Annotated in this window: 20 protein-coding genes; 7 read left to right on the forward strand and 13 right to left on the reverse strand. The window is 61.7% G+C overall.

Features of this window, described 5'->3' with window-relative positions; translation table 11 throughout:
- Positions 1-6: 6 nt before the first annotated feature.
- From pimA to WNY80_RS14720, 3 genes are read right to left on the reverse strand one after another with little or no spacing between them, the layout of a single operon-like run.
- Entirely contained in the window at positions 7-1,704 is a 1,698-nt protein-coding gene (gene pimA / locus WNY80_RS14710) for a dicarboxylate--CoA ligase PimA (RefSeq protein ID WP_342888143.1), read from the reverse strand.
- Positions 1,701-3,800, reverse strand: coding sequence for a 3-hydroxyacyl-CoA dehydrogenase NAD-binding domain-containing protein (locus WNY80_RS14715; RefSeq protein ID WP_342888144.1), 2,100 nt, complete (start codon positions 3,798-3,800; stop codon positions 1,701-1,703). The genes pimA and WNY80_RS14715 overlap by 4 nt, the downstream gene beginning before the upstream one ends.
- 21 nt (positions 3,801-3,821) lie before the next feature.
- Positions 3,822-4,724 (reverse strand): alpha/beta hydrolase, encoded by a 903-nt coding sequence (locus WNY80_RS14720; RefSeq protein WP_342888145.1) that lies wholly within the window; start codon positions 4,722-4,724, stop codon positions 3,822-3,824.
- 125 nt (positions 4,725-4,849) lie between these two features.
- Between WNY80_RS14720 and WNY80_RS14725 the strand changes: the two genes are divergently transcribed.
- The 6 genes from WNY80_RS14725 to WNY80_RS14750 all read left to right on the forward strand — a co-directional run bounded on the left by WNY80_RS14725 (position 4,850) and on the right by WNY80_RS14750 (position 10,448).
- Positions 4,850-5,761 (forward strand): IclR family transcriptional regulator, encoded by a 912-nt coding sequence (locus WNY80_RS14725; RefSeq protein WP_342888146.1) that lies wholly within the window; start codon positions 4,850-4,852, stop codon positions 5,759-5,761.
- Positions 5,758-6,552, forward strand: coding sequence for an ABC transporter ATP-binding protein (locus tag WNY80_RS14730; protein WP_342888231.1), 795 nt, complete (start codon positions 5,758-5,760; stop codon positions 6,550-6,552). The genes WNY80_RS14725 and WNY80_RS14730 overlap by 4 nt, the downstream gene beginning before the upstream one ends.
- On the forward strand, positions 6,549-7,262 hold the full coding sequence (locus WNY80_RS14735; protein WP_342888147.1) for an ABC transporter ATP-binding protein: 714 nt from the start codon (positions 6,549-6,551) through the stop codon (positions 7,260-7,262). Before WNY80_RS14730 ends, WNY80_RS14735 begins: the two co-directional genes overlap by 4 nt.
- A 10-nt stretch (positions 7,263-7,272) precedes the next feature.
- Positions 7,273-8,148: a branched-chain amino acid ABC transporter permease gene (locus WNY80_RS14740; RefSeq protein WP_342888148.1), complete on the forward strand. Its 876-nt coding sequence runs from the start codon at positions 7,273-7,275 to the stop codon at positions 8,146-8,148.
- Between the two features lie 3 nt (positions 8,149-8,151).
- Positions 8,152-9,198, forward strand: a complete 1,047-nt coding sequence (locus WNY80_RS14745; RefSeq protein ID WP_342888149.1) for a branched-chain amino acid ABC transporter permease — start codon at positions 8,152-8,154, stop codon at positions 9,196-9,198.
- Positions 9,199-9,314: 116 nt separating this feature from the next.
- Positions 9,315-10,448 carry an ABC transporter substrate-binding protein gene (locus tag WNY80_RS14750; RefSeq protein WP_342888232.1) on the forward strand — a complete coding sequence of 378 codons (1,134 nt, stop codon included), beginning with the start codon at positions 9,315-9,317 and terminating at the stop codon, positions 10,446-10,448.
- A gap of 56 nt (positions 10,449-10,504) precedes the next feature.
- On the opposite strand, the gene WNY80_RS14755 is transcribed toward WNY80_RS14750, so the two are convergent.
- From WNY80_RS14755 to WNY80_RS14780, 6 genes are read right to left on the reverse strand one after another with little or no spacing between them, the layout of a single operon-like run.
- A complete protein-coding gene (locus WNY80_RS14755) occupies positions 10,505-11,794 on the reverse strand; it encodes a four-carbon acid sugar kinase family protein (protein WP_342888150.1) in 1,290 nt (429 codons plus the stop codon).
- Positions 11,795-11,796: 2 nt separating this feature from the next.
- On the reverse strand, positions 11,797-13,071 hold the full coding sequence (locus WNY80_RS14760) for a ribulose-bisphosphate carboxylase large subunit family protein (protein WP_342888151.1): 1,275 nt from the start codon (positions 13,069-13,071) through the stop codon (positions 11,797-11,799).
- 7 nt (positions 13,072-13,078) lie between these two features.
- The gene (locus WNY80_RS14765) at positions 13,079-13,618 is read right to left on the reverse strand and encodes a VOC family protein (protein ID WP_342888152.1); all 540 of its coding nucleotides are present in this window, start codon (positions 13,616-13,618) and stop codon (positions 13,079-13,081) included.
- Between the two features lie 7 nt (positions 13,619-13,625).
- Entirely contained in the window at positions 13,626-14,903 is a 1,278-nt protein-coding gene (locus tag WNY80_RS14770; RefSeq protein WP_342888153.1) for a TRAP transporter large permease, read from the reverse strand.
- Positions 14,900-15,415: a TRAP transporter small permease subunit gene (locus tag WNY80_RS14775; RefSeq protein WP_342888154.1), complete on the reverse strand. Its 516-nt coding sequence runs from the start codon at positions 15,413-15,415 to the stop codon at positions 14,900-14,902. Before WNY80_RS14775 ends, WNY80_RS14770 begins: the two co-directional genes overlap by 4 nt.
- A gap of 23 nt (positions 15,416-15,438) precedes the next feature.
- Positions 15,439-16,476 carry a TRAP transporter substrate-binding protein gene (locus WNY80_RS14780; RefSeq protein WP_342888155.1) on the reverse strand — a complete coding sequence of 346 codons (1,038 nt, stop codon included), beginning with the start codon at positions 16,474-16,476 and terminating at the stop codon, positions 15,439-15,441.
- Positions 16,477-16,649: 173 nt separating this feature from the next.
- On the opposite strand from WNY80_RS14780, the gene WNY80_RS14785 reads away from it, so the two are divergent.
- Entirely contained in the window at positions 16,650-17,675 is a 1,026-nt protein-coding gene (locus WNY80_RS14785) for a LacI family DNA-binding transcriptional regulator (RefSeq protein WP_342888156.1), read from the forward strand.
- 61 nt (positions 17,676-17,736) lie between these two features.
- Here WNY80_RS14785 and WNY80_RS14790 read toward each other — a convergent pair whose 3' ends face one another.
- The 4 genes from WNY80_RS14790 to WNY80_RS14805 are packed head-to-tail and all read right to left on the reverse strand — an operon-like array spanning position 17,737 to position 22,463.
- Entirely contained in the window at positions 17,737-19,188 is a 1,452-nt protein-coding gene (locus WNY80_RS14790; RefSeq protein ID WP_342888157.1) for an FGGY-family carbohydrate kinase, read from the reverse strand.
- A 3-nt stretch (positions 19,189-19,191) separates the two neighbouring features.
- On the reverse strand, positions 19,192-20,154 hold the full coding sequence (locus WNY80_RS14795) for a transketolase C-terminal domain-containing protein (RefSeq protein WP_342888158.1): 963 nt from the start codon (positions 20,152-20,154) through the stop codon (positions 19,192-19,194).
- Positions 20,154-20,987: a transketolase gene (locus tag WNY80_RS14800; RefSeq protein WP_342888159.1), complete on the reverse strand. Its 834-nt coding sequence runs from the start codon at positions 20,985-20,987 to the stop codon at positions 20,154-20,156. The genes WNY80_RS14795 and WNY80_RS14800 overlap by 1 nt, the downstream gene beginning before the upstream one ends.
- A gap of 9 nt (positions 20,988-20,996) precedes the next feature.
- On the reverse strand, positions 20,997-22,463 hold the full coding sequence (locus WNY80_RS14805) for a fucose isomerase (protein WP_342888160.1): 1,467 nt from the start codon (positions 22,461-22,463) through the stop codon (positions 20,997-20,999).
- Positions 22,464-22,523 lie beyond the last annotated feature (60 nt).

Raw genomic sequence — 22,523 nt, forward strand, 5'->3', positions numbered from 1 at the left:
TTTCCTCTACTCTTTGGGGTCTGGTGTGTTCGGTGTCTGTCCGGCGGCGGATCTGCTTTTTTCCATGTCACGCAATTCCTTGCGTGACAATTTGCCGACCGATGTCTTGGGAAGCTCATCCCGGAATTCGAGTGCTGCGGGAAGTTCGTGACGTCCGAGACGATCCTCGAGAAACGAAACAAGCTCTTCCAGCGTGAACGGTGCGGCACCGGATTTGAGTGTCACGAAGGCCTTGGCGGCTTCTCCCCGGTACTCATCCTCTATACCGAGCACAATGCACTCGGCGACGGCCGGATGTTCGTAGATCGCCTGTTCTATCATCTGCGGATAGACATTGAAGCCACCGGAGATGATCATGTCCTTCTTGCGGTCGACGATGTAGAAATAGCCGTCATCTGCCATGTATCCGACATCGCCGGTGAGGAAGAAGCCATCGGCAAACGCCACCGCGTTCTCCTGCGGCTTGTTCCAGTATCCGGCTGTCACGTTCCGGCCCCGGACCCGCAATTCCCCGACTTCGCCGACCGGCAATATCCGGTGCGGATCGTCGAGATCGACCACCTGCAACTCGACACCTGGCAGCGGCATGCCGATCGATCCCGGTTTGGCTTCCCCGAATGGCAGCAGATTGGTGCCTGCCGGCGCCGTTTCCGTCATGCCCCAGCCGCCGGCCAGGCGCTGGCCCGTCAGGCCTTCGAAGCGTTGGCCTACTTCCACCGGAAGCGGCGCGCCACCGGAAGAGCAGCGAATGAGCGACGAGAGATCGGTCTTCATCAGCTCCGGGTGATTGGCAAGCGCGATCCACATCGTCGGCACCCCGGGGAACGTGGTGATCCGCTTGGCCTGAATGTCGTTGAGCACCTGGCTTGCATCGAAGCGCATGTGCAGAACGATTTCGGCCCGCCGCCTGATTCCCAGAAGCAGGATCGTGGTCAGCGCGTAGATGTGAAACAGCGGCAGCACGCAGAGGACTTTCTCACCCTCTTCCGGATCGCCGTAGAGCGCCTCGAACCAGATGTCGTAACTCGAGACCGCTGCGGTCAGGTTGGCATGGGTCAGCATCGCACCCTTGGCCGGACCGGTCGTGCCGCCGGTGTATTGCAGCAAGGCGATGCCGTCTTCTCCGATTTCCGGCCAGGCGTCCGGTGCCGTTCCGGTCTCGCAAAACCGGTCGAAACGGATCACGTCGTCACGCTCGGGGATCGCTTCGCGTGCCGGGTTGTCGCCGCCGAAACGGGTATCGTCTCCGACAATGACCCTGTCGGCGAGGCCTGCTTCCATCAGCTTGATCGCGCCGGCGAGCATGCCGCCGATATTGGTCGTCACGATGGTGCGCGCGCCGGAATCGGTCAGCTTGTGAGCCAATTCGCGTGGCGCATCCAGCGGCGAAAGATGCGCCAGCCGGGCGCCGGCTTTCAGTGTGCCGAAAAACGCCACCGGATGCCAGGGCGTGTTGGGCAGGAAGAGGGCGACGGTCTGGTCCTTTGCCAGGCCCGCAGTCAGCAGCGACGCGGCAAAGGCCTGGGCTTCATCGCGCAGATCGGCATAGCTCATTGTCCAGCCGCGGAATTCGATCAGGGCCCGCTCCGGGCACTCGGCGACGGCATCATCAAGCAGCGCCGGAAGGCTGCCGGTTACAATCGGGGCATCCCACTTCATGTTGTCGGGGTAGGATGCCTCCCAGGCATGCGGCCGGGCGGTCATGCCACGTCATCCTTGCCGGCCTTTGCAGAGGCCAGCGTTTCGCCGCTTTCGGCTGCCTTGCGCAGCAGCACCGAGGGTTCGAACACCGGGTTGCCGGTCCTGCCGTGCCAGTATTCAAGCCGTTCGACGATATGATCAAGGCCTGCCTGCTCCGCCCAGAACATCGGCCCGCCCTTGCCGATCGGGAAGGCGTAGCCATTGATCCAGACGATGTCGATGTCCGACGGTCTGAGCGCGATGCCTTCTTCCAGAATGCGGGCACCCTCGTTGATCATCGGGTAGATAGTGCGCTCGATGATCTCTGTCGCATCGATGCTGCGCCGGTTCACGCCGAGTTCCTTGGCCTTCTCCTCGATCAGCGCTTCCACCCAGGGATCGGGCTTCGCATCGCGCGGCCCGTCCTCGTAGCTGTAAAAACCCTTGCCGGTTTTCTGGCCGAAGCGTCCTTCTTCGCAAAGCGCATCGAAGATTACCGCTGTCTGGCCAAGCGACTTGCGGTTGCGCCAGCCGATATCCAGACCGGCCAGGTCGCCCATTGCGAACGGCCCCATGGAAAAGCCGAAATCGAGAAATGCCTTGTCCACATCGGAGGGCGAAGCGCCCTCGAGCAGCAGCGCCTCGTTTTCCGCGGAACGTGCGGACAGCATGCGGTTGCCGACAAAGCCGTGGCAGACCCCGACGACGACCGGAACCTTTCCGATCTGCTTGCCGAGCGCCAGCGCGGTGGCGACCACGTCCGGAGCCGTTTCCTTGCCGCGGACGATCTCGAGCAGCTTCATCACATTGGCCGGGGAGAAGAAATGCATTCCCAGAACGTCGGACGGCCGCTTGGTCATCTGTGCGATTTCATCGACATCGAGATAGGAGGTGTTGCTGGCGAGCACTGCGCCCGGCTTCATCACTTCGTCAAGCGTGCCGAAAACAACCTTCTTGACCGACATCTCCTCGAACACCGCCTCGATAACCAGGTCGGCATCGGCAATGTCGTCGTAACTGGTTGTCGTGCTCAACCGTCCCAGCCGCTTGTCGCGCTCTTCTTCCGAGATCGAGCCGCGCTTGACCGAGGTATCGTAATTGCGGCGGATTACCGCCATGCCGCGGTCGATGGCTTCCTGGTTCATTTCCAGAATGGTGACCGGAACTCCACCATTGACCAGCGCCATGGCAATACCGCCGCCCATCGTGCCCGCGCCGATGACCGCGGCTTTGCGCACCTGGCGCGGACGCACATCCTTGCCAATCCCGGGAACCTTGCCCGCCTCGCGCTCGGCAAAGAACAGGTGCCTCTGGGCCTTCGACTGGTCGCCGTTCATCAGTTCGATGAAGATGTCGCGTTCCTTGACCAGTGCCTCGTCGAACGGTGTGTCGAGCGTCATGCGTACGGCGCGAACACAGGCGAGGGGGGCTTCAAGACCACGTGTCTTCTTGGTCAGCGCTGCGGCATGCGCCTCGAACGCCGACGGATCACGGCGCGCCGCTTCGAGCTTGTCTTCCCGGTCGCGCAGCGCCGAGGGCATGTCGCCGGCTGCAAGGTCACGGGCGAAGGCCTTGGCGTCTTCGAGGAGGTCCTTTTCGGAAATGCGATCCAGAATTCCCACCGACAGGGCCTTGGGTGCCGCAACGGGATTGCCCGGAACGATCACGTCGAGTGCGGCTTCCGGCCCGATCAAGCGCGGCAACCGCTGGGTGCCGCCAGCACCGGGGATCAGGCCGAGCTTTACCTCGGGCAGAGCGACTTTTGCATCGGCCGATGCAATCCGGCCATGGCAGGAAAGCGACACTTCAAGCCCGCCGCCAAAGGCAAAGCCGTGAATCGCGGCGACAACCGGTTTGTTCATGGTTTCGCAGCGTGTGTTGACGTCGGGCAGTGACGGCTCGCGCGGTGTCTTGCCGAATTCGGTGATGTCGGCGCCGCCGCTGAACGTCCGGCCGCCTCCGGTCAGCACGACGCAGGTGACAGCAGGATCGGCTTCGGCGCGGTCCATGGCTTCAATGACGCCGCGTCTGACATCAAACCCGAACGCGTTGACCGGAGGATTATCGATCGTAACAACCGCAACGTTTCCATCCACCGTGTAAGTCACATCACCAGCCATTTTTTCCTCCCAGAAATAATTTCATTTGTCCGCCCGCTTCGAAAACGAACGGAGACAATCGGTCAGGGCAGTATTGAACGCCTCGGCTGCTTCGTACTGTACCCAGTGCCCGGCATCGGCAATCAGTTTGAATGGTGCTTCAGGATCGCGAGCGGCGAGCCATTCACGCCGCTCGTCGAAATAGGGCGCGGCAAGTTGATCGTGCTCGCCCCAGATCGCCGCCAGCGGTACCCTGCTTGCGTCGAGGTTCGCGGTCATCGGCTTGCTGCGTGCCGTCGGGCGCGTGTCATGACGCGAGCGTTCCGCATTCGATTGCTGGATCAGGATCGCTGTCTCGTCGATCCGCGCCGGGTTTGCGATCATGATTGCCCGCAGGTTTTCCCTGTGCTTGGCACGGCGCTGCTCGGTGCCGGAAATATGACGCCAGCTGGACAGGGCAACATCCTGCCGCCGGGCCTCGAAGCCCACGCCGCCGACAATCACGAAACCGTCGATCCGGGGTGCCATCAGGAGCGACAGAAAGCTGCCGATGATGCCGCCATAGGAGAACCCCACCAGGTGAAACGGTGCGGTTCCGGCCAGCTGCTCGATGCCGGCAGCAAGAATGCGGGCCATCCGGTGCGGGGCGGCATCCGGATTGCACGCGACGGAATCTCCAAACCCCGGAAGGTCGGGGACAATCACCCGGTAATTCTGAGCAAAGAATTCGACCTGACGGAAAAAGTGGCTCCATGACCCAGAGCCGCCATGCAGCATCACCAGCGCCGGGCCGGAACCCCATTCGCGCCAGACCGCAAAGCCTTCGTCGGTGGCAATCTCGGTCCGCCGGGCGGCAAGGTCGATCTCTGCAACCGGACTGAAAGCGGCATGGCTGGACCATTCCGGCCTGGCCCTGTGCGGGCTTCTGGCGGTTGTTTCATGCACGGAAGTGGTCTCCTCCATAGTCCGCAAAAAACCTCCCAGTTCCGCAGTGCGAAATTCAATTTTATTATTTGACCTCAGTGCTAGAATGTGATGCATTGTTTGTCAATAAAGGGAGGAGCGGCTGCATGACAGCCAATGGACGTGGCGTCGTCAACGACGTTGCCGCTGATAAATTGAGCCATGCTCACGAGGGCGATCGCAAGTTCGTGACCGCGCTTGCGCGGGGGCTTGAGGTGCTGCGCTGCTTCCATCCACGCGACGGATTCCTGAGCAATCAGGAGATTGCCGAACGCACCGGATTGCCCAAGCCGACGGTTACCCGTCTCACCTACACATTATGCGAGCTCGGTTATCTGATGCAGATTCCCAGGCTCGGCAAATACCAGCTTGCGCCAGGCACAATCACGCTCGGCTATGCCGCACTCGCAAATCTCGGCATCCGTCATGTGGCCCGCGATTTCATGGATCAGGCCGCCGAAGTGCTAGCGGCACCGGTTGCTCTCGGTGTGCTTGATCGCAACAAGGCGCTTTACGTGGACATTTCGCGTGGCTCCGCGACATTTACCGTGCAGCTCGAAATCGGCTCGCGCATTCCCTTGGTCGAAACCGCCATGGGGCGTGCATTGCTTGTCACCTTGCCGGAGGCGGAGCGCGAGGAACATCTTGCACTCGCCGCAGGCAAGCATCCCGAGAAAAGCAGGCTGATGCGCAAGATCTTGGACAAGGCCGTCGCCGACTATGAGAAATATGGCTTTGTTGTTTCCACGGGGGAATGGCGGCCGGACATTTTCGCTGTCGGTGCGCCCCTGATCGCTGCGGACGGTTCGGGAACCTACGCTTTCAATTGCGGTGCGCCGCCGCATCATTTTCCGTCCGAACGCCTTTATGACGAAGTCGGACCGATGATGGCGTCCCTTGTCCGTGTCGTGGACGACGCCCTGAATGGAAGACGGCCACATCGGCCCGATGAGAACTGGATGTCCCCTGTGAAAAGCACCGGGATACATGACAGCAGACCGGAGTATGGAGGACCCTGATGCAAGCTCGAACCGCCAGCTCACCACCTCAACTTGCAGTGCGCGACGTGGTCGTGCGATTTGGCGGAATCGTGGCGCTGGACGGCATCGCCTTCGAGCTCCAGAAGGGCCAGATTCTCGGCCTTATCGGCCCCAATGGCGCAGGCAAGACCACGCTGTTCAATTGCCTCAGCCGGCTTTACACCCCGGCGTCGGGCGACATTCTTTATGATGGTCAATCGGTTCTGGGCAAGAAGGCGCACGAGATGCCCGCAGTCGGCATTGGTCGCTCGTTCCAGAATGTGGCGCTGTTCCAGCGCATGACGGTGCGCGACAATATCCGCGTCGGCGCCCACGCTTGCAGCCGCAGCGATTTTCTCTCCGACGCGCTGCGCCTGCCATGGGTTCGCCGCCAGGAAGCCGAGGTCGACGCCACCGTCAGCGAACTGATCGATTATCTCGAACTGGGCGACGTTGCCGATCTTCCGGTGGATGGGTTACCGTTCGGAACCCGCAAGCGGGTCGAGATTGCCCGCGCTCTTGCTGCTAAACCGGGTGTGCTTCTGCTTGATGAACCTGCGGGTGGTCTCAACCACGATGAGGTTGGCGAACTTGGCCGCCTGATCCGCCATATCCGGGATGACCGCGGCGTCACCGTGCTGCTGGTCGAGCACCACATGGGGCTGGTGATGTCGATTTCCGACAAGGTGGTGGTGCTCAGCTTCGGCCGCAAGATTGCCGAGGGCACCCCGGCCGAAGTGCAGAAGAACCCCGACGTGATTGCCGCATATCTGGGAGGCCAGGCAGAATGAGCATGCTACTTGAAGTCACCGGCCTGCACGCATCCTACGGCGATTTCCGGGTCTTGCACGGCCTCGATTTCTCGGTGGAGAAGGGCGGCATCTCGACGCTTCTGGGCGCCAATGGAGCAGGCAAGACCACGACGCTGCGGGCATTGTGCGGGATGATCAAGCGCTCTGGCACAATCCGCTTCGATGGCAACGACATCGGCGGCAAGGCGACCGAGGATATCGTTCGCATGGGCGTGGCCCACGTACCCGAAGGGCGGGGTACCTTTACCGGCCTGACCACCGAAGAAAATTTGCAGTGCGGCGCCATGACCCGCAGATCCCGCGCCGAAATTGCGCGCGACATGGAGCAGGCCTACCATTGGTTTCCCCGGCTGCGTGAGCGCCGCCACCAGCAGGCAGGCACGCTCTCGGGAGGCGAGCAGCAGATGCTGGCCATTGCCCGTGCGCTGATGCTCAGGCCACGCCTGATGTTGCTTGACGAACCGTCATTCGGCCTCGCTCCGCTGATCGTGCAGGAGATGTTCTCGATCCTGCGCAAGGTCAATCAGGAAGAGCAGGTTTCCATGCTGATCGTCGAGCAGAACGCCGGCGTGGTTCTTGAACTTGCCGATACGGCCTTTGTTCTTGAGACCGGTGACATTGTCATGTCCGGCACCGCCGCGGAAATCCGCGACAACGAAACCATTCGCGCCGCCTATCTCGGCTACTGAGGGAGACACGATGGAGCTTCTGGCACAGCAACTGATCACCGGCATCGCCACAGGCGGGATTTACGCCTGCATGGCACTCGCGGTCGTGATGATCTATCAGGCAATCCATCATCTCAATTTCGCCCAGGGCGAAATGGCGATGTTTTCCACCTTCGTCGCCTGGCAAATGCTTGCCTGGGGCGTTCCCTACTGGCTGGTGATCCCGCTGACGGTCGCCCTGTCCTTTGTTGGCGGGGTGGCAATCGAACGGCTGATCATCCGCCCGCTCGGCGATGCACCGGTGCTCAGCCATATCGTCGTGTTCATCGGCCTGTTTGCCATCATCAACAGTCTGGCGGGCTTCATCTGGGATTTCACGATCAAGCCGTTCCCCAGCCCCTTCGGCGAAGGCTCGCAGTTCGAAGGCCTGATCAGCAATCACCAGATCGGCATGATCGCGGTCACCATGAGCGTGTTGGTGATGCTGTTCCTGTTCTTTCAGTACACCCGTGTCGGCCTTGCCATGCGCGCCGCTGCCGAAAACCCGGCCTCGGCCCGGCTGGTCGGAATCCGGGTCGGGTGGATGATCGCCCTCGGTTGGGGCATGGCTGCGGCCATTGGCGCCATCGCCGGTATCCTGATTGCGCCCATCGTCTTCCTTGAGCCCAACATGATGCTCTCGATCCTGCTTTACGGTTTTGCCGGCGCCGTGCTTGGCGGGCTGACAAGTCCGACCGGCGCCGTCTTTGGCGGCTTCATGGTCGGCATCATCGAGAACATGGCGGGCACCTACATCCCGGAGATCGGCGGCGAGTTGAAACTGCCGATCGCACTGTTCCTGATCGTCACCGTTCTGGTGTTCAAGCCCACCGGCCTGTTTGGCCGCACTGTCGTACAGAGGGTCTGATAGATGTCCGTAAACACCACGACCACCGGCGACAGCCAGACAGCGGCCCAAAAGGGCGTCAGCCTGCCAGCGCCCGCCGCAGCCACAACCAACGCCAGGATCATGCGGACAGCCGGCGCGATCCTGCTCGCAATCGGCATTGCAGCGCCGTTCCTGGCAGGCAATTTCCTGATCTTCCAGCTCACCATGATGCTGATCTATGCGATCGCCATTCTCGGGCTCAACATCCTGACCGGGATCAACGGCCAGTTCTCGCTGGGCCATGGCGCATTCTATGCTGTCGGCGCCTATACCGCCGCCATCATGATGGACCAGTTTGGCGTCGGCTATTTGTGGACACTGCCGGCGGCGGGAATCGTCTGCTTCGTTGTCGGCTTCCTGTTCGGCCTGCCGGCACTGCGGCTTGAAGGCGTCTATCTGGCGCTGGCGACATTCGCGCTTGCCGTGGTCACGCCGCAACTCTTCAAGTTGTCGCCTTTCGAGCACTGGACCAGCGGTGTCATGGGCATCGTGATCTCCAAGCCCGACGCCCCATTCGGCCTACCGCTCAATCCCGACCAGTGGCTTTATTTCCTGACCTTCGCCATTGGTCTGCTGGCCTATGTCTGTGCCAGGAACCTGGTCGGCAGTCGCACCGGTCGCGCCCTTATGGCGATCCGTGACAATCCGATTGCGGCCGGATCGATGGGCGTCAACACACCCCTTTTCAAGTCCTTGGCATTCGGCGTCAGCGCGCTGTACACCGGCGTTGCCGGCGCGCTCGGCGCCATTGTCGTTCAATACATTTCTCCTGATTCCTTTACCTTCACACTTTCCGTGGCTCTCGTTGTCGGCCTGGTGGTCGGCGGCGTCGGCTGGCTGCCCGGCGCGCTGTTCGGCGGAGCCTTCATCATGTTCGTGCCGAACATTGCCGAGGAGTTGTCCAAAGGCCTGTCGGGAGCCGTCTACGGCGCCATCATGATCCTCATGATGTACGCGATACCAACCGGGCTGGGAGGCCTGTTGAAGGCAGCGCTGACAGCGTTGTCCAAGCGGAGTAAGACTAGGTAGTGCAACCTATATGGGAGGAAACCATGCACATGAGACGTAACATACTGAAATATGCGGGCGCGGGGCTTGTTCTAAGCGCCAGCCTGACTTTTCCGGCAATCAGCCAGGCAGCAGACATGCCCGGCGTGACTGATACCGAAATCAAGATCGGCAACATTGCGCCCTACAGCGGACCGGCGTCGGCCTACTCGACCATCGCCAAGACGATTTCCGCCTATTTCGACAAGGTCAACGAAGAGGGCGGGATCAACGGACGCAAGATCAATTTCCTGTCCTACGATGACGGTTACTCGCCGCCCAAGGCCGTGGAGCAGGCACGCAAGCTGGTCGAGAGCGATGAAGCGCTGCTGATCTTCCAGTCGCTCGGTACGCCGTCCAATTCGGCGATCGAGAAGTACATGAACGTCAAGAAGGTGCCGCAGCTTCTCGTTGCGACCGGCGCCACCAAGTTCGGTGATCCCAAGAAGTTCCCGTGGACCATGGGCTGGCAGCCGAACTACCAGAGCGAAGGCATCATCTATGGCCGCTGGATCGCAGCCGAAATGCCGGATGCGAAAATCGGCGTGATGTACCAGAACGACGACTTCGGCAAGGACGTCCTCAACGGACTGAAGGTCGGGCTTGGTGACAAGGCCGACATGATCGTTGCCGAGGCCTCCTACGAGGTCGCCGAACCGGTGGTGGATTCGCAGGTCGTCAAGCTGAAGGCCTCCGGCGCCAATGTTTTCATCAACATTTCGACGCCGAAGTTCGCCGCCCAGGGCATCAAGAAGGCCCATGAGATCGGCTGGGATGCAACCCAGATCGTGGCCAACGTGTCCAACTCGGTCGGCGCGGTTCTCACGCCTGCCGGACTGGAAGCTTCCACCGGTCTGATCTCCACGGCCTATCTCAAGGACATGCAGGATCCGCAGTGGGCGGAGGATCAGGCCGTCAAGGACTGGAACGCCTTCATGGACAAGTACTATCCGGACGGCAACAAGCTCTCGAGCTTCACCACCTATGGATATTCGGTGGCTCAGACCATGGTGCACATCCTTGAACAGGCAGGCGATGACCTGACGCGCGAAAACGTGCTCAAGCAGGCAGCCAGCATGAAGGACGTCACCCTGCCGCTGTTCCTGCCCGGTATGACAATGAACACGTCGGAAACCGACTACTTCCCGATCGAGCAGATGCAGCTGATGAAGTTCAACGGCGAGCGTTGGGAAACCTTCGGCGATGTCATCTCCGGCGAAGTCGGCGGCTAAGCCAAACGCAGAAGAGCGAAATCAGGACGCCGGGCACCATATTGGTGTCCGGCGTTTTACTTGCCCGAGCCCCTGGCGAAGCGATCAAGCAAATCCGGTCGCCCCATCTGGCCGCCCTTGAGCATCAGTTCCATGTGATCAAGCGCGGGATCGGAATGATGTCCGATGCACAGCCCCACTCCCGGATCGAGGTCCGAAGCAAATTCAAGTGCGCTAAAGCCGAGCTTCTGGCAGATCGCACTCGAGGTGTCGCCCCCGGCAACACCAAGCCGTCCGCACGGCGCGCGCGCGAGCACGGCTGCCACGAAGTCGACCAGCCGGGCAGTGAGCGCAGACGCATCCATGCGGTAGTCTGTCCCGGGCAGGGTGTGAGCCAGGACGTTGCGGCCTTCCGCCAGACCGGTGGACACACATGCAACCAGCGCCTCCAGCCGCTCCGGATCGTTGAGCATTCCCGGCAACAGCGGAAACTTGTCAAACAATGTGGCCGCATCGACCTGAGCCTCGGTAACAGCCGAGCGGCTGCCGGCAACCACGAAACACGGACCGCTGGGGGCACCGGCCGCTGGTGCCGTGATGCCGGGCATAAGCCCGCTGGCTGATGATCCCAGGGCTTCGGCCACACTGCTGGCCCCGATGAGCAAAACCGGTCGGTCGCAGGAAAGCCGTTTGAGGGCCTGCCCGATGACCCGGATATCGGCGGCAGAAGCCGCGTCGAGCAGCAATCGCCGCGAGTCTTGCTGTCTGGCCTGATCCAGCAAGGCATGGAGCGCGTCCGGGCCAGCCGCAATCCCGGTGAACGGTACCGACACCAGTCCTTCCAGTCCCTGCGCAGCAAGGTGAACAGCAAGGTCAGCCTCTGTCATCGGCGTGATCGGGTGACGGCGCATCACCGGGTGACGGTCGATCCTGTAGATCTGACCATCAGCCGCGCCGGCAAAGAGGTTGCCGAAAAGGCAGTAACGCCGGAGGCTCGGCTGGCCGCCAAGCACCAGCGTGAGTTCCGGATCGAGCACCCTTTCAAGCTCGCTGACCGCGGCGCCGATCGATCCCGTGTCAGGTCCGCTGTCGAAGGTCGAGCAAACCTTGTAGTGCACATAACGTGGTTTGAGCCGGGCAACCGGTGCGGCAATGTCCGGCATCCGGGCGCGAATGCGTTCCGCTGACAACCCGCGCAACTCGGTGGCGATGCCGATGACATCAAGACCGCCGCTCGCCCGTTCCGCTTCTGCAGGATCGAGAAACAGTTTTGCCCGCGCACCGGACCGCGCCCATGTCGCCAGCGTATCCGAAGCCCCGGTAAAATCATCGCCGATGAAAACCGATAGAGGACGGGGGGCAGGCATGATCATGGCCCGAAGAATTCAAGCGCTGCGCCGAGCTCGGGCGCCTTGCTTGACCACGCCTGCAGCGACTGACCGGCCGCAACCGCATCCCAGGCCTGGCGCAGGCTCTGGACACCGGCTGCCGGGCCGCCGGGATGGGCAAGAATGCCGCCGCCGGCCATGAACAGGAAATCGGCACTGCCGACCGCTTCGAAAGTGCGCGGCAATGTACCTGCCCACTGGCCGGAGGAGAAAGCGGGCATCACGCGATCATCAGCATCGGTTGCGTCTGCGGCAAGCGGCGCGATGCACCGTCTTGCCGCAGCCTCGACCTCGTCCGCCGCATCCACGAACTTGCCGCCTATTCCGTGCACATGCATGTGGTCCACGCCCGCCAGCCGGTACATCGCCTGGTAGGCATCAAAGCCGATGCCGAGCAGTGGATGGCGCGACATCGCACCGAAGCCGTTGCGGTGACCGTGAATGGCCAGCGGTGTGTGTGCCCTCAGGCTTTCCATCCCCGACAGCCCACACCAGTTGAGGCTGGCCATGACACAGGAGCCGCCCTCAGATGCCACAAGGTCGGCATGGCGGCGCATGGCGTCGGTCTCATCGGTGATGTTGAAAGCCATCATCACATCACGACCGGTGCGCTCGCGGCAGGCCCGGATCCTGGCCATCACGGCGGGGACCCGTTCGGAGATCGGCGCATGGTCGGGATTGGCGCAGACCTCATCATCCTTGATGAAGTCGACGCCGGCTTCGCACAGCGTTTCCACCAGATCGGCGATCTCGTTTGAGCGCATGCCGACATTGGGCTTGATGATGGTGCCGAACAGCGGCCTGTCATGGACGCCCGATTGCGCACGTGTGCCGGCGATGCCCATGGTAGGCATCGGGTAGCGCGCCCGGTAAGCTTGCGGGATCGAAAGCGACAGCAGTTTCAGCCCCGTCACTTCGCCAATGTCATACAAATTGCCCGAAACGGTTGCTGCCAATGTGGGCAGGTTGCGGCCGATATTTGCCACCGGATAGGCAATCCGAACGCGTGCACGACGGTATGGCCCGGCAACAGCCTTTCGCTGCAGATAGGCGCTTTCGAGGCTCGGCTCGTTCACCGGCTCAAGTTCGCTCACCTCCAGCACTTCAGCCGCCGCACGGGCGCGCAACTCGTCTGTCTCACCCGCCACGCGGACAAAGGTGCCGCTCGATTGTTCACCCGCCATCACCGCGGCAATCCGCGCCGGGTCCATCGGGGTTTCCAGCAGGTAGGTGGCTTCGATATGCAGGTTGCTCATTGCCAGCTCAGATCGCCGCCAGATCCGGGAACGGCCGCAACGGATCGCTGCCATCCCAGTTTTCTGATGCGGAACGGATCAGGTCAAACATCCGGCCCTTCGGTCCCATCACTTCTGAAAGCTCGATCACCGTTCCCGGATGGGCTTCCTGGGCAAAATAGGTAAAGCGGCCGTTCTTGCCGACGCAGCCACTCATTTTCTCGGTGAAGCCTTCATCGAGCATCCGCGCCAGATCGGCGTCGAATGTTTCGGTCCAGTAGGCAACATGCTGCAGACCAAGATGACCCGCCTGCATGAAGTCACGATACATCGACGGCGCATCGTTGCGGGTCTGGATCAGCTCGACCTGGATATAGCCGGAATTGGCCAGCGCCACCGAATTGTGCACATCGTAGCTCTTGCCGTCGTAACGGTAGTCCTCGATTGGCACGCGCGGATTGTAGAACCAGGGGCCGACGCCCATCACCCGCGACCAGTGGTCCATGCCTGCTTCGATATCATCGACAACATACCCCAATTGCCGGATAGGTCCGAGAAACCTGCTCATGTCTGCCTCATTTCAAAAGATAATTGGGAAGCCAGGTTGAAATGGCCGGAACGGCCGAGACAACAATCAGCGCGAGAAGCAGCGGCGCCAGGAATGGCAGCACGCCGCGAATGACAACCGGCACCGGGATCTTGGTGACGATGGAAACCATGAACAGGCTCATCCCGACCGGCGGCGTCAGCAGCCCGATCATCAGGTTGAGCACGAAGACGATGCCAAGCTGCAGCGGATCGACGCCGGCCATGGTCAGCGCCGGAGCAATGATCGGCGCGATGATCAGGATGGCGGCGATGGATTCGAGCACCATGCCGACGACCAGCAGCAATATGTTGACCAGCAGCAACAGCAGGAAGGGATCATCGGTCAGTCCAAGCAGCAGCTGGCTGGCGATCATCGGCACCCGGTCAAGCGTCAGCACCCAGGCAAACAGCGCCGCGGCCGAGACGATGAACAGGATGTTGGCGGTCGCCTCCACGGTTTCGCGCAGGCAGGCAACCATCTTGGAAAGCGTCAAGGTGCGGTAGATGAAGACACCGATCAGGCAGGCATAGGCAACCGTGACGCCTGCCACTTCGGTCGGGCCGAAGTATCCGCTCAGCAGGCCGCCGATCAGCAGCACCGGCGCCATCAGGGCCGGGAATGAAATGACGAACTTGGAGACAACAGCCTTTGCCGTTGGGCGCACGGTGTCGCGCGGCAAGCCCTTGACCCGGGCCATGATCGCCACCTGGACCATCAGTAGCACGGTCAGCAACAGGGCGGGGATAATGCCTGCGACCAGCAGCTTCACCGCCGAGACGTTGGCAACGCTGGCATAGATGATGATCGGGATCGAGGGCGGAAAGATCGGGCCGATGGTGGCGGCCGCAATCGTCAGGCCGGCGGCGAAATCCTCGCGGTAGCCCTGCGCCTTCATCTGCTTGATCTGCACCGCGCCAAGCGCACCGATGTCGGCAAGGGCTGCGCCGGAGATCCCGGAGAAGATCAGGCTGACCAGCACGCTGACCTGCGCAACCGCGCCGCGGATGCGGCCGAGCAGCAGGCGGACAAGATCGAACAGGTGTGTGGTCACGCCCATGGCATTGAGCAGGTTCGCAGCCAGGATGAACAGGGGCACGGCAAGCAGGGGCGAGGAATCGAGTGCATTGAGTGCACGCTGCGCCAGCACCGAAACCGGCAGGTTGTTTGAAACAATGACGATGGCCGAGGAAAGCCCCAGCGAGACCGCAACCGGCGCACCGCACAAAAGCAGCGCCAGGAATATGCCGAGGAGGATCAGGCTCATGCGATCATGCCCTTGTCGGCCATATCGGGGCCGCGGATGATATCGGAAATGCGGAAGATGGCGGCGAACACGATAAGAACGGTGCCGATCAGCGCCGGGGCGTAATATCCCCAGTTGGGCATGCCCATGGCCGGGGTCAGGAATTTGCCGGCCCGCGGCAGGAACGCAGCAAAGCCCCAGAGCGTAAACCCGGCAAAGCTCAGCGTCGCCAGTTCAGAGGCGACATGCAGGACGCGGCGCGAGACACTGTCCATCATGTCGGGCACGATTGTCACAGCCACCATCAGATGGCGGATCACCAGGCTTGGTATGGAAAGAAACACCAGGCCGATGCCGCAGAACCGCGCCAGTTCGTCAGCCCAGGGCAGGCCGAGATCGAACATGTTGCGCGCCACCACCTGGACGGCCACCAGGGCGGCCATCAGGGCAAGCATGCCGATGCTGACACTAATGCTCGCATCGGTCAGCCGCGCCATCACGGCGCGGCTCTTTGTGGTGTGTTGACGGGGCATCCCCATCCCTCCCGCTGCAACGATCAGTTTACAGCGGCAATCTTGGCATAAAGGTCGCCATACTTCTCGCCAAAGCGTTCGTCGACCAGCGCCTTGACCGATGTGCGGAATTCCTCGAGCTTGAGGCCTTCGTCCTCGCCGATCACGGTCATGCCGAGCTCGCGCAGTTGATCGGTTTCGCTGCCTTCCTTGTCGAGGATGGCATTGGTCGCCTTGATCCGGGTCTCTTCTGCAGCGGTGGTAACAGCCTGCTTCTGCTCAGGGGAGAGGCCCTGCCAGGCATCCTCGTTCATCACCACCATTTCGGCGTTGGACATGTGGCCGGTCAGCATCAGGTGCGATTGCACGTCATAAAGCTTGACCGAAAGCACCACGTTGACCGGATTTTCCTGGCCGGCAACGACGCCGGTGGCAAGTGCAGTCGGAACCTCCGACCAGTCAACCGGGACGGCTACGGCGCCCATGCCTTCAACGGCCGTGGTGTAGATCGGGAACGGCACGGCGCGGATCTTGACGCCGGCGAGATCGGCAGGCGAGTAGACTGCCTTGTTGGCCGTCAGGTTGCGGCGGCCGAAATAGTGGGCATAGATCACGCGCACATTGGCAGCCGCGATCAGGCCTTCATTGAGTTCCTGCATCACCGGCGAATTGACATCGGTGACCTTCAGCAGGTGGTCGACATCGCGGTAGAGATAGGGCGTGTCGAGTGCTGCGAACGGTGCGTAGAGCGAGCCGATGCCGCCGGCGGTGTTGTGCGAAAGCGCGATGCTGCCGAGCGAAACGGCTTCAGCCAGTTCCTGCAGCTTGCCGAGCTGCGAAGCCGGGTACACCTCGACTGCGATGTCGCCACCCGAGGACTTGCCGAGTGCTTCGGCGAACCAGTCTGCCTGGGCACCTGCAACCGAGGCCGGTTCATTGTTGTGGCCGTAGCGCAGCGTCAGCGAAGGTGCGGCCTGCGCAGAGCCTGGCAGCAATGCCATGGCGCCTGCGCCAAGACCCATGCCGAGTGCTGTCCGGCGGGTAATTTCGGTTGAGCGAATGAATGATTTGCGTTCTGTCATAGTGACCTCCCATGATTTGTTTTGAGGTGTATGACACCTCGAACAACCTCGTTTTTCCCACAAACACGAAGCTTGACAGGAGGATAGGAATAGATAATTGGTGCGTCAAACTCGATTAAATGATGGTTTTTGATGTGTCGAAGCAAGCCCTTCCGGACAGCCGTGCACCCCAGATGACCGACGTCGCCGCTGCCGCCGGCGTGTCGATGGCGACGGTGGACCGTGTCTTGAACCGGCGCAAGGGGGTCAAGCAGCGCACGACCCAGCGGGTGCTCAAGGCTGCCCTTGAACTCGGTTTCCTGACCCTCGAGGAATCGGAGCTGATCGCCACGCCGCGGCCGCCGAACATCGTGTTCCTGTTGCCCGCCGGCGCCAATCCCTATCTGCGCCTGCTCGGCGAGAAACTCCGTGTCCGGGCTGCAGCCAAGGGGCGCGACGCGCCTTCGATCCGTTGCATTTTCATCGAGAGTTTCAACGCCCGTGCGCTGGCCGCCGCACTTCGCCACCATGCGGCCTGGGCCGACGGCATTGCCTTCATGGCGATCGACCACCCGGAAGTGCGCGAGGCGGTCGAGGCCGTGACCTTGGCGGGAACCCGGGTCGTGACCATCGTGTCCGACCTGCCGCACCCGGCGCGGATGGGCTATGTCGGGCTCGACAACCATTCTGCCGGACGCACCGCCGCCATGCTGCTGGCCCGCTTCAGCAAGCGCACCAGCGGCAGCCTGGCGCTGGTGGCGGGTTCGCGCAACTACCGCACCCATTCCGAGCGCGAAGCCGGCTTTCTGGCACTGCTTGAGGAAATGTACCCGGATCTGCGCGTGGTTGGCGTGCGCGAGGGGCACGACGACGCCGGCGAGAATTACCGACACGCCATCTCGCTGCTTGAGCAGCATCCCGATCTGATCGGGATCTACAATGTCGGAGGATCCTCCAACGGCATCGCCCGGGCACTTGTGGAACGCAACAGGGCCAGCGACGTGCTGTTCATCGGCCACGGATTGACCTCCGACACCCGCAAGTTTCTGATCGATGGCACCATGGATGCGGTCATCAACAGCAATCCCGACACCATTCTCTCAACCGCGATAAGCCTGCTTTGTGCGCCGCCGGAACAACTTCGGTCCGGTCAGGCGGGAAGCGGGTTGGGGATGGATATCTTCTTCCGCGAGAATCTGCCGTCCGGAGTTGGCTTCTAGCGATAAGTCCGCGCGAGCTGCCTGAAGCACTCCTCGGGCTGCAATCCCTGAAATCCAGGTATCAGCTGCAGGCCCGCCGGATGGCGTCACGCCAGGTGGCGCGGATGGCGCCGGCAGTCTCTGCGGGCATCCATGGCTCGTAGCGTTTGCTGCGCGTGTCCGGACGCCACTCCTGTCCGAGCGCCCGGAAAGCCATCGCGGCCGCGCCCAGGGCGCTGACCTCTTCGACCACGGCGCTTTCCACAGGACGCTGCAGGAAATCCGATTGCAATTGCATCAGAAACGCATTTGACGAGGCTCCGCCGTCTGTTCTCAGGCCGACAAGCCGTTCGCCGACATCGGACTGCATCGCCTCGAACACGTCAGTGATCTGCATGGCAATGGCTTCGAATGTGGCCCGCGCCACATGCGCCGGTTTGGTGCCGTGGGTCATGCCGGCCACTGTGCCTGTCGCATGGTCGTTCCAGTGCGGTGCACCCAGTCCCGACAGGGCCGGAACGAAGGTAACCCCGTTTGCCGAATCCACGGTTTGCGCAAGATCGGAAAGCTTGCCCGCGTCACCAATCCCCAAGAGGCCCGCGATAAACGCCGCCGCTTGTGCCGAGACCAGAATGTTGCCCTCAAGGGCGTAGGCCGTGCCGGATTTGTCGGTCCAGGCGATGGTACCTGACAGGCCATGGCTGGAGGCGACCCGCTTCGGGGTCAGCGTCATCAGCGAGGAGCCGGTGCCATAGGTTGCCTTGACCGTGCCGGGACGGCGGACGCCGTGGCCGTACAGTGCCGCATGGCTGTCTCCCAGCATCGCCATGATGGGGACGCCCGCAGGCAGCGAGGTCGCTGCGGCAACCGTCTCACCGAACCGGCTGTCGGAAGGCCGTGGATCGGGAAGGCAGGAAGTCGGTGTCCCGAAGATCTCCGCCAGTTCGCGGCTCCACTCCAGCGTCTGGGTGTCGAACAACTGCGTGCGCGAGGCATTGGAGTGATCGGTGGCAAAATCCGCCCCGCCGGTGAGGTTCCACAACAGCCAGCTGTCAACCGTGCCGGTGCGCAACCGGCCCTTGTCGAGCAGGTCCTGCGCTTCCGGCCTGTTCTTCAGGATCCAGGCGAGCTTGGAAGCAGGAAACATCGGGTTGATCCCGAGGCCCGTCGCCGCTTCCACGGTTTCATTGTGCCCTGCTGCAATCAGTGCCGCGCATTCGGGCGCTGTGCGGCTGCATTGCCACAAGATCGCCGGGCCGACGGGCTTGCCGGTTTCCGCATCCCACGCCACGATGGTCTCGCGCTGGTTCGAGATGGCGATCGCGTCGATGCTGCGGCCGCTCATCTGTGCCGCAACCGCATCGATCACCGATCGTGTGTCGTCCCATATGCCTGTGGCCGATTGTTCGGCCCAACCGGGCTGCGGATACTCCGTACTCGAAGGAGACGAGGCGTGCGCGTGGATATGACCTCTCTCGTCAACCACCAGGGCCTTGGTGTTCGTGGTTCCCTGATCGATTGCCAGGACAAGCATAAATCAGGCTCCCTTGCGGTTGATGGCAATCCGGGCGGCGCTGGCAATGCCTTCCCGGCTCAAGCCGAATTCCTCGAACAAGCTGGCAACCGATCCCGTCGGCATGAACCCGGGGAATCCCACTCTCTGAACCGGAACAGGATGGGTTGCCGATGTGCATTCCGCAACGGCGCCGCCAAGCCCGCCGCGATCGAGCGCTTCCTCGACGGTGACGATCGCCCCGGTTTCTTTTGCCGCGGCCGTCACCGCGTCGCTGTCGAGCGGCGCAATCGTGTGCATGTTGAGAACGCGGGCAGAAATGCCTTCCTCAGACAATGTTTCCGCCGCCTCTATGGCAAGATGAACCGTTGTCCCGTTGGCGATGATGGTCACATCGCTGCCGGCTCTTTGCAGTTCCGCCTTGCCCGGAGTGAATGCGCGGTCAGGCAAATCCAGTGTAGGAACCTTCATCCGCGAAAGCCGCAGATAGACCGGCCCCTCGTGGGCTGCGGCCCATTTGACCGCCTCGGCGGTTTCCCACGCATCGCAGGGCGCGATCACGGTGATCGGGCCAAGTGCGCGCAACCAGGTGAAATCCTCGATCGAATGATGGGTGGCGCCAAGTTCGCCATAGGCGATGCCGGATGACTGTCCGACCAGTTTGACGTTGAACCCCGCATAGGCAACATCCGCCTTGATTTGCTCAAGCGCCCGCGCGGTTAGAAAACACGACGCGGCCGAAACGAACGGAATCCTGCCGCCATTGGCCAGGCCGGCCGCCACGCCGACCATGTTCTGTTCGGCGATCCCGACATTGATCGTGCGATCCGGGAATTTTCCCTGGAAGCCGCCAAGGTTGGACGAGCCGACAGAATCGTTGACGACGACCACAATTCGCTCATCGGTCGCGGCAAGGCCTTCAAGGGTCTCGGCCCATGCCTTTCGGCAGTCAAAACCCGGGGCGGTGGTTGCTGCAGCGACAGCCATTAGACCAGTTCCTTCATTGCTTGAGCGAATTGCTCTGCGTTCGGCACGCCATGGTGCCATTTCGCCTGATTTTCCATGAACGATACACCCTTGCCCTTGACCGTGTTGGCAATCACGCAGAGCGGTTTCACACGATCACCCACGGGTGCGCCGAGCGTTTGCAGCAACTGACCGTAGTCATGGCCGTCAATTTCGACAACGTCCCAGCCGAAGGCACGGTACTTGTCATCGAGCGGGTCGAGCCCGTTGGTTTCTTCGGTCCGTGCGCCCTGCTGCAGGCGGTTGCGGTCAACGATCAGCGTCAGGTTCTTGACCTTGCGGTGGCCTGCGGTCATTGCCGCTTCCCAGTTTGACCCTTCCTGTTGCTCGCCGTCGCCGGTGAGCACATAGGTGCGGTAGTCTGCCCCGGTGATCTGGCCGGCAATCGCAATGCCGAGCGCAACGGGAAAACCGTGGCCAAGTGGCCCGGTGTTGGTTTCAACGCCCGGCAGATACTGGCGGTTCGGGTGGCCGTTGAGCTTCGAGTGGTGGCCCATATAGGTGTCGAGCCAGTCTTTGGGAAAATATCCCGCAGCAGCCAGTGCCGTGTAGAGCGCACCGGTAGCATGGCCCTTCGACATCACGAACCTGTCCCGGTCAGCCCAGTCGGGTCGCGCGGTGTCGTAGCGCAGCACGCCGAAATAGAGTGTGGCCAGGACGTCGATTGCCGAGAAATCCCCGCCGAGATGACCAAGCTGCTTGGCGTAGACCATCTTCATGGCTTGCTGCCGCATCCACAGGGCCTTGTCGCGGATCAGCGCGTCGGAATTATCGGTTTTCAGTGCGTGGGTCATACGCCTGTCTCACTTGCGGTTTGGAAAGAAGAGCTGTGGTTCGGGCGTGCCGTTGTGGTGATAGGAGGGCCATCCGAGATAGCGGGTGATGGCCTCGTTGACGACATCGCCATAATGGCCACGCACCATTGCCACGTGGTGCTCGAACCCGTTCTGGGTGACGAACCGCATCAGGTCGCGCAGCCGTTCAACCTTGGTGACGGCAATGCCGCCGTCCATGCCGAAGGGATCGTCGGTGAATTCCCCTTCGCCCACATAGGCCTTGAGCATGCCGTTGCGGTCATCCGACGAGAGCCGGAAATAGGTCATGTTGCCCGCCTGCACCTTGCCCTTGACGGCGCCGAAGCACTTCTCGCGGCCAATGACCTCACCGAGCACGTCCAGTTCGCCGATTTCGGGCGTGGTGCCAAGGAAGCTCTTGGGGAAGTTGCCGCAATGGGTGCAGACGCACTTGTCGACATGGTCGGCGTAATTGTTGTTCCAGTCGAGGATCGCCGCCGGCGCGCTGGAGGCCAGCGTCAGCGCATACATCGACACCGCGCCCATCACATCGACTTCGCAGGCCGATGGTGCCAGGTCCTCGCCCATCATCGACATGGTCAGGCACGTGGCGCAGCCGAAATTGTCCTGAAGCGAGCGCCAGCACTGGATCGCCGAGGCGTCGCATTCGTTCTCCGCAATCCAGCGGTTCACCGCCAGCGTCCATTTCGCCTGCTTGAGCACCTGCTCTTCGCGGATATGCTTGGGAATGCGGCCGTAATTGCGGATCCGCTCCAGTCCCGCGACAAGATCGCCGTCTCCATCCTTGATGGCTTCCGCGGCCCCGATGAGTTCGGACAGGTCGGCCGTCACCACGGTGATCCCGGACTGCTGCAGCAGCTTTTCGGAAAACCGCATGGTCTGGAATGGCGCGGTCCGCGCGCCAATCGCGCCGACGCGGGCATTCCGCAAACCATAGACGGTTCGGCAAACCCGGGAGAAACGGTCCAGGTCCCCGAGGAATTCATCGCTGTCGATGTCGCAGGTGTGGTTGGTCGTTTCGGTGAACGGGACGCCGTACTGCCAGAAATTGTTGGCAACCGAGAGCTTGCCGCAAAACGCATCCCGGCGGGAATGCACATCCACCTTGTCCAATTCGTCATTGGAAGCCTGAAGCAGGATCGGCACATCGAGTTTGGTGCGGTTGATCAGTTCTGCAATGGCAATCTCGTCGCCGAAATTGGGCAGGCAGATCACCAGGCCATCGATGTTGTCCCGGTGCTTCTTGAAGTGCTCCGCATACAGCTTGGCATCCGGAATTGACTGGACAGCACCGTTGTCGGTCGCATCAACAGGCAGGATGACTGCGTCGACGCCAAGTTTTTCCAGTTGCGCCAGCACTTGTGTGCGTGCGTCTATGCATGGAGCCGGACTGAAGAAGGCGCGACTTCCAATCACCACGCCAAGCGAAATCCTGCGGTTTACAGTCCGTGTCATCTGGTCCTCCCGATACCGTCATGTCGGCGCGAACGTCACCGCTACAAGAGAGCGATGACT

It is taken from the genome of Hoeflea sp. AS16 (assembly GCF_038900095.1).
GTDB lineage: Bacteria > Pseudomonadota > Alphaproteobacteria > Rhizobiales > Rhizobiaceae > Hoeflea.

What these genes read in the sequence shown, in the direction of transcription:
- WNY80_RS14735 (WP_342888147.1), top strand. Translation starts at nt 6,549, where the DNA reads ATGAGCATGCTACTTGAAGTCACCGGCCTGCACGCATCCTACGGCGAT.
- WNY80_RS14800 (WP_342888159.1), bottom strand. Translation starts at nt 20,987, where the DNA reads ATGACCCACGCACTGAAAACCGATAATTCCGACGCGCTGATCCGCGAC.
- WNY80_RS14750 (WP_342888232.1), top strand. Translation starts at nt 9,315, where the DNA reads ATGCCCGGCGTGACTGATACCGAAATCAAGATCGGCAACATTGCGCCC.
- WNY80_RS14745 (WP_342888149.1), top strand. Translation starts at nt 8,152, where the DNA reads ATGTCCGTAAACACCACGACCACCGGCGACAGCCAGACAGCGGCCCAA.
- WNY80_RS14725 (WP_342888146.1), top strand. Translation starts at nt 4,850, where the DNA reads ATGACAGCCAATGGACGTGGCGTCGTCAACGACGTTGCCGCTGATAAA.
- WNY80_RS14770 (WP_342888153.1), bottom strand. Translation starts at nt 14,903, where the DNA reads ATGAGCCTGATCCTCCTCGGCATATTCCTGGCGCTGCTTTTGTGCGGT.
- WNY80_RS14740 (WP_342888148.1), top strand. Translation starts at nt 7,273, where the DNA reads ATGGAGCTTCTGGCACAGCAACTGATCACCGGCATCGCCACAGGCGGG.
- WNY80_RS14805 (WP_342888160.1), bottom strand. Translation starts at nt 22,463, where the DNA reads ATGACACGGACTGTAAACCGCAGGATTTCGCTTGGCGTGGTGATTGGA.
- WNY80_RS14760 (WP_342888151.1), bottom strand. Translation starts at nt 13,071, where the DNA reads ATGAGCAACCTGCATATCGAAGCCACCTACCTGCTGGAAACCCCGATG.
- WNY80_RS14785 (WP_342888156.1), top strand. Translation starts at nt 16,650, where the DNA reads ATGACCGACGTCGCCGCTGCCGCCGGCGTGTCGATGGCGACGGTGGAC.
- WNY80_RS14765 (WP_342888152.1), bottom strand. Translation starts at nt 13,618, where the DNA reads ATGAGCAGGTTTCTCGGACCTATCCGGCAATTGGGGTATGTTGTCGAT.
- pimA (WP_342888143.1), bottom strand. Translation starts at nt 1,704, where the DNA reads ATGACCGCCCGGCCGCATGCCTGGGAGGCATCCTACCCCGACAACATG.
- WNY80_RS14780 (WP_342888155.1), bottom strand. Translation starts at nt 16,476, where the DNA reads ATGACAGAACGCAAATCATTCATTCGCTCAACCGAAATTACCCGCCGG.
- WNY80_RS14795 (WP_342888158.1), bottom strand. Translation starts at nt 20,154, where the DNA reads ATGGCTGTCGCTGCAGCAACCACCGCCCCGGGTTTTGACTGCCGAAAG.
- WNY80_RS14715 (WP_342888144.1), bottom strand. Translation starts at nt 3,800, where the DNA reads ATGGCTGGTGATGTGACTTACACGGTGGATGGAAACGTTGCGGTTGTT.
- WNY80_RS14790 (WP_342888157.1), bottom strand. Translation starts at nt 19,188, where the DNA reads ATGCTTGTCCTGGCAATCGATCAGGGAACCACGAACACCAAGGCCCTG.
- WNY80_RS14775 (WP_342888154.1), bottom strand. Translation starts at nt 15,415, where the DNA reads ATGCCCCGTCAACACACCACAAAGAGCCGCGCCGTGATGGCGCGGCTG.
- WNY80_RS14755 (WP_342888150.1), bottom strand. Translation starts at nt 11,794, where the DNA reads ATGCCTGCCCCCCGTCCTCTATCGGTTTTCATCGGCGATGATTTTACC.